A 16,634-nucleotide genomic window follows, 5' to 3' on the forward strand; every position below is an offset into this window, starting at 1 on the left:
GCCCGCTAGGCCATCCACGGGGGCACGGTGCGGTCCGTGCCCTTCGGGGCGAGGTCGCAGGCGTCGGGCGCGGACTCGCCGCCGGGGTTGTAGACCTCCACGCCCGGCGGCGCGACCACGATCGAGACGAACCCGTGCTCGGGGTCGGCGAACATCTGCCGGCTCACGTCGGCCGGCAGGACCATGGTGTCGCCCGCCCCGACCTCGAACCGCTCGCCGCCCAGCTCGACGACCGCGCCGCCGGCCAGCCAGGTCCACACCAGCTCGCGGTCGGCGGCGTGCACCGGGCCCTCCATGCCGGGGTTGGCGTCCACCCGCCACATGACCTGCCCGGCCCCGCCCTGGGTGGGCGAGGCGAGCGTGGTCATCAGGGCGTTGGGCGTACGGACCGCACGTGCGTCGGCGGACATGACGACAGGCATCACACAAGCTCCTTCTTCTCGGCTGGGCACAGCCCAGCGCCGCGCCCGTTCCTGATGACGATCACGCGATCCACGGCGGCGTGCCGACGTCGGTGCCGTCGGGCATGAGGGCCCTGGCGCCGCCGGCGGCGGTGACGACGGCCGTGAAGCCGGCGTGCTCGTCGGCCACCACCCTGCGCAGGACATGAGCGGGCATGACGACGGTGTCACCCGCGCCCACCACGAACCGTTCGTCGCCCAGCTCGACGGTGGCACCGCCGGCGAGCCAGCTCCACACCTGCTCGGTGTCGATGTCGTGCTGGGGCCCCGCCACGCCCGGCTTCGCGTCGACCCGCCAGAGCGCGCACGAGGCACCGCCCTGCGTCGGCGAGGCGAAGGTGGTCATGACCCCGCTCGGCGTCTCGGAACGCCGGGAATCCGCGGCACGAATGACAGACACGCTCTGACCCCTTAAGATAGGCAACTACGTTGTCTATATAGTTAACCAGGTTGTCTATCTTGTCAAGCGACACCCCAGGCTTCGAACTGCCTCTACGACTTCTGCTGGCCTTCCGCACGCTCATCGACGAGCTGCACGCCGAGCTGGCCCGCCAGGGCCATCCGGAACTCCGTCCGAACCACGGGTTCGTCATGCAGGCGATCGGCACGCGCGGCACGACCGCCGTCGACCTGGGCCGTACCCTGGGCGTGTCGAAACAGGCCGCGGGCAAGACGATCGAGACCCTCGAACGCGCCGGCTACGTCGAGCGCACCAGGGACGACTTCGACACCCGGCGCAAGATCGTGCGCCTCACGCCCCGCGGCGTCGACGCGCTCGACCGCTCGGCCCGCATCTTCGACGAGCTGCGCGCCCGATGGGCCGCGGAGCTGGGCGAGGACCGCCTGCGGGCCCTGGAGTCGGACCTGCGCAGGATGACGCCGGCGAACATGTGGCGGCTGGACACGCCAGGCTGGTTCGCCGGCCTCTGAATGGATCAGCCGAGCCGGAACCGGTGCGCATGCTCCACCGGCCCCGGCCTCCTGATCAGGCGGCCAGTTGCAGGCCGAGGCTGGTCAGGTTCGTACGGGCCCAGGCCAGCTCCTCGGCCAGCAGCGACACCAGCGCGCCCGGCCCCTTCGCGCGCCCCGGCACGAACAGGTTGTGCGTCTCGACCTCGATGTGCGCGCTCCCGCTGACCGCGCCGGACAACATCGCGGTCAGCGTGTCGTGCAGCACCGCGCCGGTGCTCGGCGTCTCGCCCGTGTGGTTGTGCACGTGCCCCAGCTTGACGACGGGCGCACCGGCCTCCGCCAGGCCCTTCAGCGCCGCGCCGGGCTCCTCGGCCCCGCAGGCGAGGTGACAGGCGTCCAGGCACACGCCCAGGTGCTCGGAGTCGATGCCGCCCACCCGCTCCAGCGCCTGCTCGGTCGTCTCCAGGACGCACCCCGGCCACGGCTCGAAGCCGACCCTGATGGTCTTCCCGGTCACGCTGTAGATGCCGCGCAGCTCGCGGGCCAGCCGTTCCAGGCGACGCGTGGCGATGGCGTGCAGGTCGGCGGGCCAGTCGCGGCGCCAGCCGATCGGGATCGTCGAGATGCTGCCGAACCGTACGTCGTCGGGCAGCAGGAAGGCCAGGATCTTGGCCAGCGCCATGGTGTAGCGGTAGCGCTCGGGCTTGGCCCAGTCGGGGCCGGGGACCTCCTGGTTGCGTCCGCCGGTGCCGTTGAGGCTGACGACCTCCAGGCCGCGCTCCTCCAGGGAGCGGCGCAGCCGTACAAGCTCGATGCGGTCGGCCGTGAGGTGGTCGGCGACGCCGGGCGACAACCACAGCCCGATGCCCATCCGCTCCACACCCAGCCTCTTGCGCACCGGCACCGCGTAGCGGGTCAGGTGCGCGATCAGGTTCTCCAGGTCCTCGGCAGGGTGGATACCTGCGTTGTAGGCGAGGTGAACGAGCGTTCCGTCGTTGTGACGCAGGCGCATCGGTTCCTCCACGGCTTGCTTGAGTGTTCCCGTCGCCCGCCTCAGACGCGCGAACCCTGTGTGAGCATGCCTGCTTCCGGGTGGCGCACGCGTCCGCCCTGAGTCGATTCCTCACTACTCCCCAGGGAGCAGCTCCGACTCTAGGAACACGCTCTTGCGGATCACTTGGATGAGACTTGGCGATGCTCTACGCAGTGTAGTACTACTACCGGTGGCGGCGTACCCACCCATCCAACAATTAAGCAACAACCCACCCCGCCCCCTCGAAGCCACCACAGCGGCAGTTCGCCCTGACGGCCAAACGAGAGGCCCAGCCCCCTCATCGACGTCCAAACGTGCCCCGAACCAGGGACACGCGCCGCACACCGGAACCAGCCACGTACGGCCTCAGCTCCCGCCCCCTACAGGCCCCCTCAGCCACGTACGGCGCCAGGGCCCACCGGGCCCGCCGTAAACCGGAGCCAACACGGCGCCGCAGAGAACCAGCGCCCAGAGAAGGGCGCCGCAGAATGCCGGCACCCCGAAGACGTGCGGCGCTGCAACACCAGCGGCCCGATCGGAGACCGGGGCCGGGCATCGGCGATCAGCGATCGACAGTCGCTGATCGGTAGTCGGCGATCGGGGGCCGGGCGATCCGGGGCCGGGGCCGGGGCCGGGGGCCGGGGGCCGGCGGCCGGCGGCCGGCGGCCAGCGGACGACGATCGGGCGTCGGGCGTCGGGGGATGGAACGCGAAAACCCCCGCCGGGGCGGGGGTTTTCGGTGGTGGTGGTCGGTCAGTGCTGGATCGGTGCGGCGATCGCCGCCGCCGAGTCCGGGACCGTCGAGGCGGACTCGCCCTTGAAGACGAACGTGGCGTTGTCGCCTTCGCCCTCGATCGTCACCTTCACGACCTGCCCCGGACGGAGCTCGCCGTAGAGGATCTTCTCGGACAGGGAGTCCTCCAGCTCGCGCTGGATCGTACGGCGCAGCGGCCGGGCGCCCATGACCGGGTCGTAACCGCGGTCGGCGAGCAGCTGCTTGGCCTCCGGCGAGACCTCGAGACCCATGTCGCGGTCCTTCAGCCTGGCGTCGACCTGGGCGAGCATCAGATCGACGATCTTGATGATCTCGTTCGGCGTCAGCTGGTGGAAGACCACGATGTCGTCGACACGGTTGAGGAACTCGGGCCGGAAGTGCTGCTTGAGCTCCTCCTGGACCTTCGCCTTCATCCGCTCGTAGTTGGACTCGGTGTCGTTGGACTTCGCGAACCCGACCCCGATGCCCTTGGAGATGTCACGGGTGCCGAGGTTGGTGGTCATGATGATGACCGTGTTCTTGAAGTCGACCACGCGGCCCTGGGCGTCGGTCAGGCGACCGTCTTCCAGGATCTGCAGCAGCGAGTTGAAGATGTCGGGGTGGGCCTTCTCGATCTCGTCGAACAGGACCACGGAGAACGGCTTGCGCCGCACCTTCTCGGTGAGCTGACCGCCCTCCTCGTAGCCGACGTAGCCGGGAGGCGAGCCGAACAGCCTGGAGACGGTGTGCTTCTCCATGAACTCCGACATGTCCAGGCTGATCAGAGCGTCTTCGTCGCCGAAGAGGAACTCCGCCAGAGCCTTGGACAGCTCGGTCTTACCGACACCGGACGGGCCCGCGAAGATGAACGAGCCACCGGGACGGCGCGGGTCCTTCAGACCGGCGCGGGTACGCCGGATGGACCGCGACAGACCCTTGATGGCGTCGTCCTGGCCGATGATCCGCTTGTGGAGCTCGTCCTCCATGCGGAGCAGGCGCTGGGACTCCTCCTCGGTCAGCTTGAAGACCGGGATGCCGGTGGCGGTCGCCAGGACCTCGGCGATGAGCTCCTGGGTGACCTCGGCCACGACGTCCATGTCGCCGGCCTTCCACTCCTTCTCCCGCCGCTCGCGCTTGAGCTGGAGCTGCTTCTCCTGGTCGCGGAGCGCAGCGGCCTTCTCGAAGTCCTGCGCGTCGATCGCGGACTCCTTGTCGCGGCGGACGTTGGCGATCTTCTCGTCGTACTCGCGCAGGTCCGGCGGAGCGGTCATCCGGCGGATGCGCATCCGGGAACCGGCCTCGTCGATGAGGTCGATCGCCTTGTCGGGCAGGTAGCGGTCGCTGATGTAGCGGTCGGCCAGCTGCGCGGCGGCCACCAGGGCGTCGTCGGTGATGGAGACGCGGTGGTGGGCCTCGTAGCGGTCGCGCAGACCCTTGAGGATCTCGATCGTGTGGCTGAGAGAGGGCTCGGCCACCTGGATCGGCTGGAAGCGGCGCTCCAGCGCGGCGTCCTTCTCGAGGTACTTGCGGTACTCGTCGAGGGTGGTGGCGCCGATCGTCTGCAGCTCGCCACGGGCCAGCATCGGCTTGAGGATGCTGGCGGCGTCGATCGCGCCCTCGGCGGCGCCCGCGCCGACGAGCGTGTGCAGCTCGTCGATGAACAGGATGATGTCGCCGCGCGTGCGGATCTCCTTGAGCACCTTCTTCAGGCGCTCTTCGAAGTCACCGCGGTAGCGGGAGCCGGCGACCAGGGCGCCGAGGTCAAGCGTGTAGAGCTGCTTGTCCTTCAGCGTCTCGGGCACCTCGCCCCTGACGATCTTCTGCGACAGGCCCTCGACGACGGCGGTCTTGCCGACGCCGGGCTCGCCGATCAGCACCGGGTTGTTCTTGGTCCTCCGGGAGAGGACCTGCATGACCCGCTCGATCTCCTTCTCACGGCCGATGACCGGGTCGAGCTTGCCCTCACGGGCCGCCTGGGTCAGGTTGCGGCCGAACTGGTCGAGCACCAGGGACGTGGACGGCGCCGACTCCTGAGGACCACCCGCGGCGGCCGGCTCCTTGCCCTGGTAACCGTGGAGCAACTGGATGACCTGCTGCCGGACACGGTTGAGATCAGCTCCAAGCTTGACCAGCACCTGGGCGGCCACACCCTCACCCTCGCGGATGAGCCCGAGCAGGATGTGCTCGGTGCCGATGTAGTTGTGACCCAGCTGCAAAGCCTCACGGAGCGACAGCTCGAGGACCTTCTTGGCCCGCGGGGTGAACGGAATGTGCCCCGACGGAGCCGACTGGCCCTGGCCGATGATCTCCTCGACCTGCTGGCGCACACCCTCAAGGCTGATGCCGAGGCTCTCCAGAGCCTTGGCGGCTACGCCCTCACCTTCATGGATCAAACCAAGAAGAATGTGCTCAGTGCCGATGTAGTTGTGGTTGAGCATCCTGGCCTCTTCTTGGGCCAAGACGACAACACGCCTCGCTCGGTCGGTGAACCTCTCGAACATCTCGTCGCTCCTCACAGAGCGGTCAGTCAGGCCGGTAAATCCGGTCCCGTCATCCCGCATGCTAGCCCTGGCTCGGCGAACCGTGCCCACTGCCGCTGACACGCTCTATAGCAGAGACGTTCCCCGAGAGCAGGGCGTTCACCCTCTATCCAACTACTGTTCGGGGGTGACGTGTTCCCGATACGCCGCAAGCGAACGATGTTTAGGCGCTTCCCGGAAGCGCCTGGAATTCGACGCCCGCGGCCCAGGGCGGACCAACACGGATCGGCCGTCGGACGCCGGGGCGAAGCCGGCCTTGGGGTGCCCGCCGGCCACGCATCTCCGATGCCCGCGCCCGTATCTGTTACGTAATCATCGTATGTGCTGCTCCAAACCGCGTCCAAGCGCGGGCGCTACGCCCTGAGCACAACTCGGCACGCAACGCACGTCACACGTATTCCCCATCGGGTCAGCCGGGTTACCGATCGCCGGTGCGCACGAGGGTCCCGCGACGGGACAATGCGCGGCACACGGGAGAGGCCACCGGTTTTTCCATCGCGCCCCACCAGCCGCAGGCCGGCGTTTTGCCGGTCATCCACGGCCCGCCCCACCAAGAAGCCTGAAGAGAAGCCCGAAGAGGCTCGAAGAGGCTCGAAGAGAGGCTCGAACAAGCGCCGACAAGCCCTGAGAACCCCGCACAAGGCCGTAAGAAGACGGAAGTACCCGGTACCGGAACAGGGCTCGCGACGGCGCTTCGGGAAGCACCGGCTGCCCGATTGTGCGGCGGAGCGTCACCGCTTTGCGCGTACGCCGCGGGAGCCGGGAAGGGGAACATTGCGGCGGGTGACGGCATTGGCCCGTTCCGGCCGCGGGTGACGAACACGGCGACGAACACGGCGACGAACACGGCGGCGAACATGGCGGCCAACACGCGGCGAGCCCGGCGGCGCCCGGGAATTGACACGGACGCCGGCCGCAAAGCCCGGCACGTTCCACTCCCACGCGGCGCCTTGTCCGGCGACACGAGCGAGCAATACGCCCACATTTGGGCGAATTAGAAGATCAACAAGTGGTCCGGGGATTCACGAACTCCCCACAAAAACGATCATGCGCTTATGGCGCTCGCCGGGGTCCTAGGCGAACGGCATAAGCGCATGGTCAGGAGATGGCTCTCTCGACGAGGCTCAGTGAGCCGCTTCGTACTTCTCCACGACGGTGGAGGCGATCCTGCCGCGCTCGCTGACCGGCAGGCCGTGAGCCTTGGCCCACTGCCGGATCTCCGAGCTCTTCTCGCGGCTCATCGCACGGTTGCCGCCGCGACCACGGCGACGGGCGGACACGGCTCCTGCCCTGCGGGCGTGCTGCACGAAAGGCGTGAGTGCGTCCCTCAGCTTCTTGGCGTTAACGTCGCTGAGGTCAATCTCATAGGAGGAGCCGTCAATAGCGAAGCTGACCGTCTCATTGGCCTCGCCCCCATCGAGGTCATCGATGAGAATCTCCTGGATCTGCTTGGCCATCTACGCAATCCTTTCCCGGAGCATTGTTTCATTCGCTCGCCCAAACATATACCCGGAAAGGCGCGGAGACAATTCAGCGCTACGGGGATTCGGCTGACTGGCAGATCAGTTCTGGTTCTCGGCCTGATCCTGGCGGTTTGCCCGTCGCCCGGCGCCCTCCGATCGCAGCAACTTCACCGCGCCAAAGATGAAGGCGCCGCCGACCACGACCGGGGGGATGAGCGCTGACAATACGTCTGTTACGGCTTCCATTCGTCCTCGCCTCCAGGGCTAGCAGGGTTTCGGGGGCGCTAAATACGCATCCCGGCGCGACCTGCGGGACCTGCGGGAGCACGCCGGACGCTCATGACGCCTAGGTGACAACTCACCCGGAACCGACCATAGCCACACACAGTCGCCCTCAGGGAGCAGGGGCACCGACATCCGGCAACCCGGACGTCCCATAGCCTAATGCCAGTCTCTCCAGGCTCCTTACCGGATCAAGGGAAAATTTTGCGAAAAGGCATCTTCCCAGGTGTGGACGCCTCAACGAAGATCTTTTACCACCCGCGTTCCGGCCAGCCTGTCATGCGGCCCGCGCTCCAACGGCTTGTCGATCAGGATGAGCAGCCCGACGCCGAACAGCAGCATTCCGGCCAGCAGATTGACCACCGGAATGCCCATCAGCATGACAGGCCCGGGATAGACCAGGGCCCGTTTCAGCAGGGCGCCACGCGGAAGGTCGTCCGGCGCCAGGCGAATCTTCATGATCGCCTGGCCGAACGTCCGCCGGCGCAGGCAATGGGCCCGCCAGTCATAGGCCGTATAACACAGGCCGGCCAGGAACCAGGCCAAGAGCCCGGGGAGCCGTCCGCCGAACGCCTCGACCATCCCGACAGTCCGGAAGGCGCCCCACAGCGCGATGAACAGAATGTAATAGAAGACCCCGAAGACCAGCGCCTCAATGAAGCGGGCGGCGAGGCGTTCCCACCATTCCGCGGGCACGGCGCCCGGCCACGACGGTGTCCCGGCCATATCCCACCTCACGCGGTCGGCGGTCGTACCCCCCATATTGGTACGCCCCGCACACACAAAACAGAGGCCGGCGGGAAGCCGGCCCCTGTTTTACGCTGACGCGGGATTACTTGATCTTCACGACCACCGTGCCCGCGAACTTGTCCGCGAACGTCTGCTGCAGTGGCTTGTCCCACAGCTGCGAGGCGCCGTTGACCGCGACGCACGCCCAGGCGAGCAGCGGGCCGAGGAACGGGATCCAGCTCAGGATGTAGCCGCCCCAGGTGACGCCGGCGCGCTTGATCGCCAGGTCGGACGCGAGTCCGCCCGGAGGCAGGGCCTGGCCCACCGGCACGACCTTGATCCCCATGACCATCTTGCCGACCGTCTGGCCGTTCATCTTCGTCAGGAAGAACTCGTAGCACACCCAGACGGCGGTCGTCACGATCGCCGACAGGAGGCCGATGACGAAGGCGGACAGGACGCCGGAGGTCAGGCCGGTCGTCGAGTCGTAACCGACCGCGAGCAGGCCCAGGATGAGGCTGACCACGAAGTTCACGACGCCGAGGATGACGCCGTCGATGATCCTCGCGACCAGACGCTGCCACCACTCCGCCAGGGGGGCCGGAGCGCCCGGAGGCTGCACGCCGACGGGCTGACCGTAGGGCTGGCCGTAGCCGGGCTGGCCGTAGGGCTGCGACTGCTGCTGCTGGCCGTATGCCTGGCCGTACTGCTGCTGGTCGCCGTACTGCTGGCCGTAACCCTGTTGCTGGTCGCCGTACTGCTGCTGGGCGTAGCCGCCCTGCTGGCCGTACTGGGCGTCCTGGCCGTAGCCCTGCTGCTGCCCGTAGTCGGACTGCGGCTGCTGGCCGTAGCCCTGCTGGCCGTACTGGGCCTCCTGGCCGTAACCCTGCTGCCCCGCGGCGGCCTGCTGGCCGTAGCCGGGCTGGGCGTACTGCTGGCCCGAGGACTGCGGCTGCTGGCCGTAGCCCTGCTGGCCCGAGGCGGCCTGCTGGCCGTACTGGGCGTCCTGGCCGTAGCCCTGCTGCTGGCCGTAGTCGGGTAGCGACTGCGGCTGCTGGCCGTACTGCGGCTGCTGGCCGTAGCCCTGCTGGCCCGAGGCGGCCTGCTGGCCGTACTGGGCCTCCTGGCCGTAGCCCTGCTGACCGGAGGCGGCCTGCTGGCCGTAGCCGGGCTGGGCGTACTGCTGGCCCGAGGACTGCGGCTGCTGGCCGGAGACGGGCTGCTGGCCGTAGCCCTGCTGGCCGTACTGGGCCTCCTGGCCGTAGCCGGGCTGCGTGTACTGCTGGCCGGAGGACTGCGGCTGCTGGCCGTAACCCTGCTGACCCGAGGCGGCCTGCTGGCCGTACTGGGCCTCCTGGCCGTAGCCGGGCTGGGTGTACTGCTGGCCCGAGGACTGCGGCTGCTGGCCGTAGCCCTGCTGACCCGGGGCGGCCTGCTGGCCGTACTGGGGCTGCTGGCCGTAGCCCTGCTGGCCGTACTGCTGTGGTTGCTGGCCGTACTGCTGTTGCTGGCCATAGCCCTGTTGCTGCTGCTGACCGTACGGGGGCTGGCCGAAGGCATCGTCCGCCCGGTAGCCGACCACAGTCACGTCCGGGTCGGGCTCGCCGGGCCGACGGCCGTGGTGCTGACCGTACTCGGGGTTCTCGCCGGAATCGTCCTGTGGGTACGGCGGCTGTCCGGTGCTCACCGTGTCACCTCGCTTCGAGTGCGCATGTGGCACGTGTCAGGACACATGCCTGTGCTGCCCAACGTATCGACATAGGTATCAACAATCACCTTTCCAAGTGGTCAAGGTCCGCGTCACCCGATGTCAGATGCAGCAGCATGCGGGTGTTGCCAAGGGTGTTCGGTTTGACGTGTTCCAGATCAAGGAACTCCGCCACACCCTCGTCGTACGAGGCCAGCAACTCGGCGTAGACCTCGGGTGAGACCGGTGTGCCCTGGATGGGGCGGAAACCGTGCCTCGCGAAGAAGTCGACCTCAAAAGTCAGACAGAATACACGCCGCAGCCCCAGATCCTTCGCCTGCCGGACGAGCGCCGAGACGATCCGCCGCCCCACACCCAGCCCCCGGCACGCGGGATCGACGGCCACCGTACGGACCTCGGCGAGGTCCTCCCAGAGCACGTGGAGCGCGCCGCAGCCGACGACCTCCCCGCCCCGCTCGGCCACCCAGAATTCCTGGACGTCCTCGTACAGCGTGACCGTGGCCTTCTCCAGGAGCCGCGGCCCCGCGCCCGCGTAGGTGTCCACGAGACGCCTGATCGCACGCACGTCGGGCGTGCGCGCACGCCTGACCACGACCGCGGTCTCGGGGACTGCCACTTCGGCCACCTGCTCCATGGCTCTCCAGGGTACAGATCTCATTACGGCTCGGCCCTAAATCCCACGTCTCGGGCATCTCATCACATCCCGTGGTCAGATGAACACGAGCCGACTTGGAGCTTTCCTCCAGACCTCAGCACCCCGAATGCTGGACAAAAGGTGCAGAAGCCCGCTTCCGTACGGCTACCCACGAGATCACCTTGTGACCCTTCAGTTGTGAAACCTCTACAGACTCGGCAGTTCCGGTTGAGCGTGAACCCGGAGTGCATTAGTGTCCAGCGACGATGTTCTCCGCGTAATGCGCGCGGAAAGACACGCCCAATTCCCGCAAGGGAAGCCGGGGAACCAACGGCGGCGAGCACCTGGCGCCACCACTTGGGGTGAATCCGACCATCTCGGTAGGGCTGCTCCGGCCCGAACCCGTCAGCTAACCCGGCCGGCGTCGATGAGAGGAGCTCGGTTGGTGAAGCGGACGTTCGACCGCTCGGGGAAGTCCGGGGGCAGGCACGCCCGCCCCCAGGAGCAGGCCAGGCGCGCACGCCGCCTCGGCGTCATCGGCGTCACCGTCGCCGCGATGCTGTTCGCCGTCCCCGTCGGTTCCGCCGCCGCCGACCCGAAGCCGTCGCTCTCCGAGCTCTCCGACCAGGTGGAGAAGCTGCACGAAGAGATCGAGACGCTGGCCGAGCAGTACAACGAGCAGCGCGAACGGCTGAAGGCCGCCCAGAAGGCCAACGACTCCGCCCAGAAGATCCTGGCCACCAGCGAGTCCGATCTGGCCGCCAAGCGCGCCAGGGCCTCGCTGCTCGCCCAGAACGCCTACATCACCGGCGGCCTGGACAAGGCCCTGGCCTTCGCCCAGTCCGGCGACCCCGAGACCTTCCTCGACCGGGCCGCGACCACGTACGCGCTCGAACAGCAGCAGGGCGAGGAGGTCAACCAGCTCGCCAGGGCCATGGAGGCCGCCGAGCGGGCCAGGGCCGGCGCCAAGACCCGCATCGCCGAGGTCCAGAAGATCGTCACCGACCTGGAGAGCAGGCGCTCGAAGATCACCAAGCTGGTCACCAAGGTCGAGAGCAACCTCTACCGGCGGGCCGTCGGCGAGGCCGGCCGTCCCGGCACCCGGGCCGTGCGCGTCAACCTGCCGGTCATCGGCGACGGCAAGGCCGCCCAGGCCGTCAAGTGGGCCCTCACCCAGCAGCTCAAGCCGTACGTCTGGGGCGCCGAAGGGCCGCGCTCCTACGACTGCTCCGGGCTGGTGATGGCCGCCTACCAGCGCGTGGGCATCTCGCTCCCCCACTACACCGGCGACCAGTGGACGGCCGGCAGGCAGGTCAGCCGCGACCAGCTGCGCCCCGGCGACCTGGTGTTCTTCTACAGCGACCTGCACCACGTCGGCATCTACATCGGCGGCGGCATGATGGTCCACGCTCCGCGGACGGGTGACGTCGTGCGGGTCGCCCCGATCGGCGGGCGGCCGTTCGCCGGCGGCGTGCGCATCGCGGACTGACCCGCGCGCCACTTCGCCCAGCCCCGGTTCGCCCGGCGCCGGTTCGCCCCGTCACTGGATGATGCGCGCCACCTGATGAGCGCCGCTAGATGAGCTGGCGGCGCGCCGCCCATGCCACGGCCTCGATCGCCGTGGCCACGCCGATGCGGTCGCAGATGCCCCTCAGCCTGCGCCGTACGGTCCGTCCGCTGATATCCAGCCGCCTGCCGACCCGATCGACCGTCACTCCCCTGGCCAACTCGGCCAGTAACGCCAAATCCGCGTGGCTCAGCTCAACGCCTTCTGTGAGCACATCCACCGGGAGCCCTCCCCCAAACAGCAGAACTCGGACCTTTCAGGCGAAGCAAAGCCGCTCGTCTCGGTGAAGGTAAACGCATGGCGGAAAGGTCGTCAAGCGCGACAATCGGCGCCCTTGACCATTGCTATTGACATGATCACTTATATGTGACGTACTCCGCATATGCAGGCACGCCGTGGTCCGCGATGAACGGTCCAAACGATCAATTCGGCGGCCCGGTTCCACCTCCGATGAGCGCCACCGACGTGCTGGGTTTTGATCCCTCGGATCCGCAATTTGTGCGCGATCCGTACGTCCGATATCGCGAGCTGCGAGCCGCCGGGCCGATCTTCAGAACGCGCGGCGGGCTGCTCGTCGTGACCACGTACGAGTTGTGCGCGGCCGTGCTGCGCGACCCCGGGTTCGGTCACGGAACGTCCCCTCCCGCGCAGGAAGAGGCAGGTCAGCCCGGCCGGTCGTTCCTGCTCATGGACCCGCCCGATCACACCCGGTTGCGTGCTCTGGTCAGCCGCGCGTTCACGCCGCGCATGGTGGCCCGCCTCAGGCCGCGGATCGAGGAGATCACCGCCGACCTGATCGGGCGGCTGCCGGAGGAGGCGGAGCTGATTTCCGGCTTCGCGTACCCGCTGCCGGTGATGGTGATCAGCGAGATGCTCGGGGTGCCGCCGGAGGACCACGACCGCTTCCGCGGATGGAGCGAGGCCCTTGCCCGCGGACTTGACCCGATGCTGACAGACGCCCTCATGTCGGAAACGGAGCGTTCCAGGAACGAGTTCCGCGACTACTTCCGCCACCTGATCGCGCGGCGGCGCGAGCGTCCCGGCGAGGACCTCCTGAGCGCACTCGCACACGTCGAGGAGCTCACCGAGGCCGAGTTGCTGGCGACCTGCGTGCTGCTGCTCGTGGCCGGCCACGAGACCACCGTCAACCTCATCGCGAACGGCGTGCTGAACCTGCTGCGGCACGACCTGCTGCACCTCGCCGCCGAGCGCCCGAGGGAGGTCGTGGAGGAGGTGCTGCGCTTCGATCCGCCGGTCCAGCTCACCTCCAGGATCGCGCTGGAGGACCGGGAACTCGGCGGGACGCCGGTGCCCGCGGGCTCGGCCGTGCTCGTGCCGATCGGCGCGGCCAATCGCGATCCCGCCGCGTTCGCCGATCCCGACCGGTTCGACCCCGGCCGCGAGCCCGGCCGCCACCTGGCCTTCGGGCTCGGCCTGCACTTCTGCCTGGGCGCGACGCTGGCCAGGATGGAGGGCGAGATCGCGCTGTCGGCGCTGGCCGCGGCGGCGCCGAAGATGGAGGCCGCCGATCCGGAGCCGCCGTACAAGGAGAACGTGGTGCTGCGCGGGCTGGCCCGGCTGCCGGTGCGGCTCAGGCGGTAGCGTCGTAGCGTTCCCTGGCGGCCTCGACGTCCTCGATGTGCTCCTCGGCCCACGCCTTGATGGCGGTGACCAGCGGCATCAGGCTCTGACCCAGCGGGGTGAGCGCGTAGTCGACGCGCACCGGCACCTGCGGCGTGACGCGGCGCGCCACCAGGCCGTCGCGCTCCAGGCCGCGCAGGGTCTGGGTGAGCATCTTCTGGCTGACCCCCGCGATGTGCCGGGCCAGGTCGCTGTAGCGACGCTCGCCGGAGGCCAGCGAGCTGAGCACCAGCGTGACCCATTTGTCGCTGAGCCGGTCGAGCAGCTTGCGGGAAGGGCATTCGGCGAAGTAGGCGTCGAAGGCGAGTCTCGCCTGGTCACGCCGCTGCGCCGCCGTCGTGGTCGCCACCGTCTCACTCCTCGCCGTGGGTTACGCACTTCCAGGTGCCTACTTACTGAAAGAGAGTAACTCTTCCTAGGGTCGCGGACATGACGAACATGCGTGCACTCATCGGCGGCTCCGGCGCTCCCCGGCTGGTGTCCGCGCCGCTGCCGGCGGCGGGGCCCGGCCAGGTGCGGATCAAGGTGGCCGCGGCCGGGGTCAACCCCTTCGACCTGGCCGTGGCGTCCGGGGCCCTGGCCTCGTACGGGCTGGCCAGGAAGCTCGAATCGTACGGGATCGGCTTCGACGCCGCGGGCACCGTCGACCAGGTGGGCCCGGGAACCTCCTTCAGCGTGGGAGAGGAGGTCGTGGGGCTCTGCGCGCGGCTGGAGCTGCCGTACAAGGCGCAGGCCGAGTACGTCGTGCTGGACGCCCCGGCGGTGGCCCGCGCGCCGCGCGACGTGAGCCCCGTCCACGCGGCCACGCTGCCGCTGAACGGGCTCACCGCCTGGCAGGCGCTCGACCGGACCGGCGTAGGGCCGGGCGGCACGCTGCTGGTCACGGGGGCGGCGGGGGCCGTCGGAGGCTACCTGGTGGAGCTGGCCGCCGTGCGCGGCGTCAGGGTGGTGGCTGCCGCCGGCGCCGCGGACGAGGAGCTGGTACGCGGCTTCGGAGCGGAATGGTTCGTCCCCCGCGAGGAGGACCTGGCCGAGGCCGTACGGGCGCATGTGCCCGGCGGTGTGGACGCCGTGGTGGACGCGGCCGTGCTCGGCCTGCCCGCGCTCGACGCCGTTCGGGACGGCGGAGCGTTCGTGGCGCTCGCGTCGGGGGTCGCGCCGGTGGCGCTGCGCGGCACGGACGTGGCCACCGTGCTGTTCCGCTCGGACGCCCGGCAGCTCGCCGAGCTGGTGCGCCTGGTCGAGGCCGGACGGCTGACGCTACGGGTGGCCGGGACGTACCCGCTGGAGAAGGCCGCCGACGCCCACGCCCGCCTGGCCGAGGGCGGCCTGCGCGGACGGCTCGTGCTGGTGCCCTGACCGCCCCGGGCCGGCGCCCCGCACCTGCGCGGGGCGCCGGACGGCGGCTCAGTGGGTGGGCTTGACCAGCGGGAACAGGATGGTCTCGCGGATGTTCTTGCCGGTGAAGGCCATGATCATCCGGTCGATGCCGGCGCCCATGCCACCCGTGGGCGGCATGGCGTACTCAAGGGCCTGCAGGAAGTCCTCGTCGAGCTGCATCGCCTCAAGGTCGCCGCCCGCGGCCAGCAGCGACTGCTCCACCAGCCGGTGGCGCTGGTCGATCGGGTCGTTGAGCTCGGAGTAGCCGGTGCCGAGCTCGGTGCCGAATCCGATCAGGTCCCACTTCTCGGTCAGCAGCGGGTTGTCGCGGTGGAGACGGGCCAGCGGCGAGGTCTCCAGCGGGTAGTCCATGACGAACGTCGGCTGCACGAGCGTGTGCTCGACCAGCGCCTCGAACAGCTCCTGGACGAGCTTGCCCGACCCCCACTTGGCGTCCCAGTGGACCTCGCGGCGATCGGCGATCTTCCGCAGCTCCTCAAGGGTGGTCTCGGTGGTGATCTCCTCGCCCACGGCGTCGGACACCAGGTCGTAGAGCCGGACCCGCGGCCACTTCTCCAGGCCGAGGTCGATCTCGACGCCGTCGTGCACGACCACGGTGGTGTCCAGGGCGGCCACGACGGCCTTCTGGTACATGCGCTGCGTCAGGTCGGCGATGTCGTTGTAGTCGAGGTAGGTGCCGTAGGCCTCGAGCATGGTGAACTCGGGGTTGTGCGTGGAGTCGGCGCCCTCGTTGCGGAAGTTGCGGTTGATCTCGAAGACCTTCTCGACGCCGCCGACCACCAGCCGCTTGAGGTAGAGCTCGATCGCGATGCGGAGGTAGAGCTCCATGTCGTAGGCGTTGATGTGGGTCTTGAACGGCCGGGCCGTCGCGCCGCCGTGGATGGGCTGCAACATCGGGGTCTCGACCTCGAGGTAGCCCTCCTCGTGCCAGAAGTCGCGCACCGCGCGCACGGTCGCGCTGCGCACCCGCGCCATCTTCCTGGCCTCGTCGTTGACGATGAGGTCGACGTAGCGCTGGCGCACCCGCGCCTCGGGGTCGGTGAGGCCGACGTGCTTCTCCGGCAGCGGGCGCAGGCACTTGGCGGTGATCTGCCAGCTGTCGGCGAGGATCGACAGCTCGCCGCGGCGCGAGGTGATGACCTCGCCGGTCACGCCGACGTGGTCGCCCAGGTCGACGTCGCGCTTCCAGGCAGCCAGCGACTCCTCGCCGACCTTGTCGAGCGAGATCATGACCTGCAGGTCGGCGCCGCCGTCGCGGAGTGTGGCGAAGCAGAGCTTGCCGCCCACGCGGTTGAGCATGACGCGGCCCGCGACCCCCACCGTCTCACCGGTGGCGGTGTCGGGCTCCAGGCCCTGGTGTTTCTCCTTGACCTCGGCGTTGGTCGCCGTGCGTGGGAAGTTCACCGGGTAAGGGTCGACGCCCTCGCTGCGGAGGCGGTCGAGCTTTTCCCTCCGGATGCGCATCTGCTCTGGAAGTTCCTCGCTCACAACAACAAAGCGTAGGGGATA

15 protein-coding genes and 1 riboswitch are annotated in these 16,634 nt (G+C 68.8%); of the genes, 4 read left to right on the forward strand and 11 right to left on the reverse strand.

Translation table 11 applies throughout. From position 1 onward, the window contains the following. Positions 1-5: 5 nt before the first annotated feature. Both ACIBQ6_RS14685 and ACIBQ6_RS14690 read right to left on the reverse strand, forming a co-directional pair. Positions 6-422: a cupin gene (locus ACIBQ6_RS14685; protein WP_358291599.1), complete on the reverse strand. Its 417-nt coding sequence runs from the start codon at positions 420-422 to the stop codon at positions 6-8. Between the two features lie 61 nt (positions 423-483). Beyond that, positions 484-861: a cupin domain-containing protein gene (locus tag ACIBQ6_RS14690; protein ID WP_397212341.1), complete on the reverse strand. Its 378-nt coding sequence runs from the start codon at positions 859-861 to the stop codon at positions 484-486. Between the two features lie 59 nt (positions 862-920). On the opposite strand from ACIBQ6_RS14690, the gene ACIBQ6_RS14695 reads away from it, so the two are divergent. Further along, positions 921-1,391 (forward strand): MarR family winged helix-turn-helix transcriptional regulator, encoded by a 471-nt coding sequence (locus ACIBQ6_RS14695; protein WP_387671501.1) that lies wholly within the window; start codon positions 921-923, stop codon positions 1,389-1,391. 55 nt (positions 1,392-1,446) lie between these two features. On the opposite strand, the gene ACIBQ6_RS14700 is transcribed toward ACIBQ6_RS14695, so the two are convergent. The 6 genes from ACIBQ6_RS14700 to ACIBQ6_RS14725 all read right to left on the reverse strand — a co-directional run bounded on the left by ACIBQ6_RS14700 (position 1,447) and on the right by ACIBQ6_RS14725 (position 10,516). Next, positions 1,447-2,385, reverse strand: coding sequence for a TIM barrel protein (locus tag ACIBQ6_RS14700; protein WP_357702269.1), 939 nt, complete (start codon positions 2,383-2,385; stop codon positions 1,447-1,449). A gap of 774 nt (positions 2,386-3,159) precedes the next feature. Then, positions 3,160-5,661, reverse strand: a complete 2,502-nt coding sequence (locus ACIBQ6_RS14705) for an ATP-dependent Clp protease ATP-binding subunit (RefSeq protein ID WP_352358595.1) — start codon at positions 5,659-5,661, stop codon at positions 3,160-3,162. Positions 5,662-6,824: 1,163 nt separating this feature from the next. Continuing rightward, a complete protein-coding gene (locus ACIBQ6_RS14710; protein ID WP_125641669.1) occupies positions 6,825-7,157 on the reverse strand; it encodes an Lsr2 family protein in 333 nt (110 codons plus the stop codon). A gap of 525 nt (positions 7,158-7,682) precedes the next feature. After that, on the reverse strand, positions 7,683-8,171 hold the full coding sequence (locus tag ACIBQ6_RS14715; RefSeq protein WP_358291591.1) for an RDD family protein: 489 nt from the start codon (positions 8,169-8,171) through the stop codon (positions 7,683-7,685). Between the two features lie 106 nt (positions 8,172-8,277). Next, the gene (locus ACIBQ6_RS14720; RefSeq protein WP_397212343.1) at positions 8,278-9,861 is read right to left on the reverse strand and encodes an RDD family protein; all 1,584 of its coding nucleotides are present in this window, start codon (positions 9,859-9,861) and stop codon (positions 8,278-8,280) included. An 85-nt stretch (positions 9,862-9,946) separates the two neighbouring features. After that, entirely contained in the window at positions 9,947-10,516 is a 570-nt protein-coding gene (locus tag ACIBQ6_RS14725; protein WP_358291588.1) for an amino-acid N-acetyltransferase, read from the reverse strand. A 287-nt stretch (positions 10,517-10,803) separates the two neighbouring features. Continuing rightward, positions 10,804-10,955: riboswitch (cyclic di-AMP (ydaO/yuaA leader) on the forward strand. 6 nt (positions 10,956-10,961) lie between these two features. Here ACIBQ6_RS14725 and ACIBQ6_RS14730 point away from each other — a divergent pair. Next, on the forward strand, positions 10,962-12,005 hold the full coding sequence (locus ACIBQ6_RS14730; protein ID WP_397212345.1) for an NlpC/P60 family protein: 1,044 nt from the start codon (positions 10,962-10,964) through the stop codon (positions 12,003-12,005). Between the two features lie 85 nt (positions 12,006-12,090). Here ACIBQ6_RS14730 and ACIBQ6_RS14735 read toward each other — a convergent pair whose 3' ends face one another. After that, complete coding sequence (locus tag ACIBQ6_RS14735) at positions 12,091-12,303, reverse strand: LuxR C-terminal-related transcriptional regulator (RefSeq protein ID WP_132597751.1); 213 nt, start codon at positions 12,301-12,303, stop codon at positions 12,091-12,093. Between the two features lie 230 nt (positions 12,304-12,533). Between ACIBQ6_RS14735 and ACIBQ6_RS14740 the strand changes: the two genes are divergently transcribed. Beyond that, a complete protein-coding gene (locus ACIBQ6_RS14740; RefSeq protein ID WP_397212347.1) occupies positions 12,534-13,685 on the forward strand; it encodes a cytochrome P450 in 1,152 nt (383 codons plus the stop codon). Here ACIBQ6_RS14740 and ACIBQ6_RS14745 read toward each other — a convergent pair. Then, entirely contained in the window at positions 13,675-14,073 is a 399-nt protein-coding gene (locus ACIBQ6_RS14745) for a winged helix-turn-helix transcriptional regulator (protein WP_397212349.1), read from the reverse strand. The two genes, ACIBQ6_RS14740 and ACIBQ6_RS14745, sit on opposite strands and share 11 nt — an antisense overlap. An 80-nt stretch (positions 14,074-14,153) precedes the next feature. Here ACIBQ6_RS14745 and ACIBQ6_RS14750 point away from each other — a divergent pair, with 80 nt between their 5' ends. Further along, a complete protein-coding gene (locus ACIBQ6_RS14750; RefSeq protein WP_397212351.1) occupies positions 14,154-15,083 on the forward strand; it encodes an NADP-dependent oxidoreductase in 930 nt (309 codons plus the stop codon). Positions 15,084-15,131: 48 nt separating this feature from the next. Here ACIBQ6_RS14750 and lysX read toward each other — a convergent pair whose 3' ends face one another. Continuing rightward, positions 15,132-16,613 carry a bifunctional lysylphosphatidylglycerol synthetase/lysine--tRNA ligase LysX gene (gene lysX / locus ACIBQ6_RS14755; protein ID WP_352358581.1) on the reverse strand — a complete coding sequence of 494 codons (1,482 nt, stop codon included), beginning with the start codon at positions 16,611-16,613 and terminating at the stop codon, positions 15,132-15,134. Positions 16,614-16,634 lie beyond the last annotated feature (21 nt).

Source organism: Nonomuraea sp. NPDC049655, from assembly GCF_044465465.1.
Lineage (GTDB): Bacteria > Actinomycetota > Actinomycetes > Streptosporangiales > Streptosporangiaceae > Nonomuraea.

Excerpts from the sequence above, each read along its gene's own strand:
- ACIBQ6_RS14685 (WP_358291599.1), bottom strand. The coding sequence starts at position 422 with ATGCCTGTCGTCATGTCCGCCGACGCACGTGCGGTCCGTACGCCCAAC.
- ACIBQ6_RS14700 (WP_357702269.1), bottom strand. The coding sequence starts at position 2,385 with ATGCGCCTGCGTCACAACGACGGAACGCTCGTTCACCTCGCCTACAAC.
- ACIBQ6_RS14705 (WP_352358595.1), bottom strand. The coding sequence starts at position 5,661 with ATGTTCGAGAGGTTCACCGACCGAGCGAGGCGTGTTGTCGTCTTGGCC.
- ACIBQ6_RS14710 (WP_125641669.1), bottom strand. The coding sequence starts at position 7,157 with ATGGCCAAGCAGATCCAGGAGATTCTCATCGATGACCTCGATGGGGGC.
- ACIBQ6_RS14715 (WP_358291591.1), bottom strand. The coding sequence starts at position 8,171 with ATGGCCGGGACACCGTCGTGGCCGGGCGCCGTGCCCGCGGAATGGTGG.
- ACIBQ6_RS14725 (WP_358291588.1), bottom strand. The coding sequence starts at position 10,516 with ATGGAGCAGGTGGCCGAAGTGGCAGTCCCCGAGACCGCGGTCGTGGTC.
- ACIBQ6_RS14740 (WP_397212347.1), top strand. The coding sequence starts at position 12,534 with ATGAGCGCCACCGACGTGCTGGGTTTTGATCCCTCGGATCCGCAATTT.
- ACIBQ6_RS14750 (WP_397212351.1), top strand. The coding sequence starts at position 14,154 with ATGACGAACATGCGTGCACTCATCGGCGGCTCCGGCGCTCCCCGGCTG.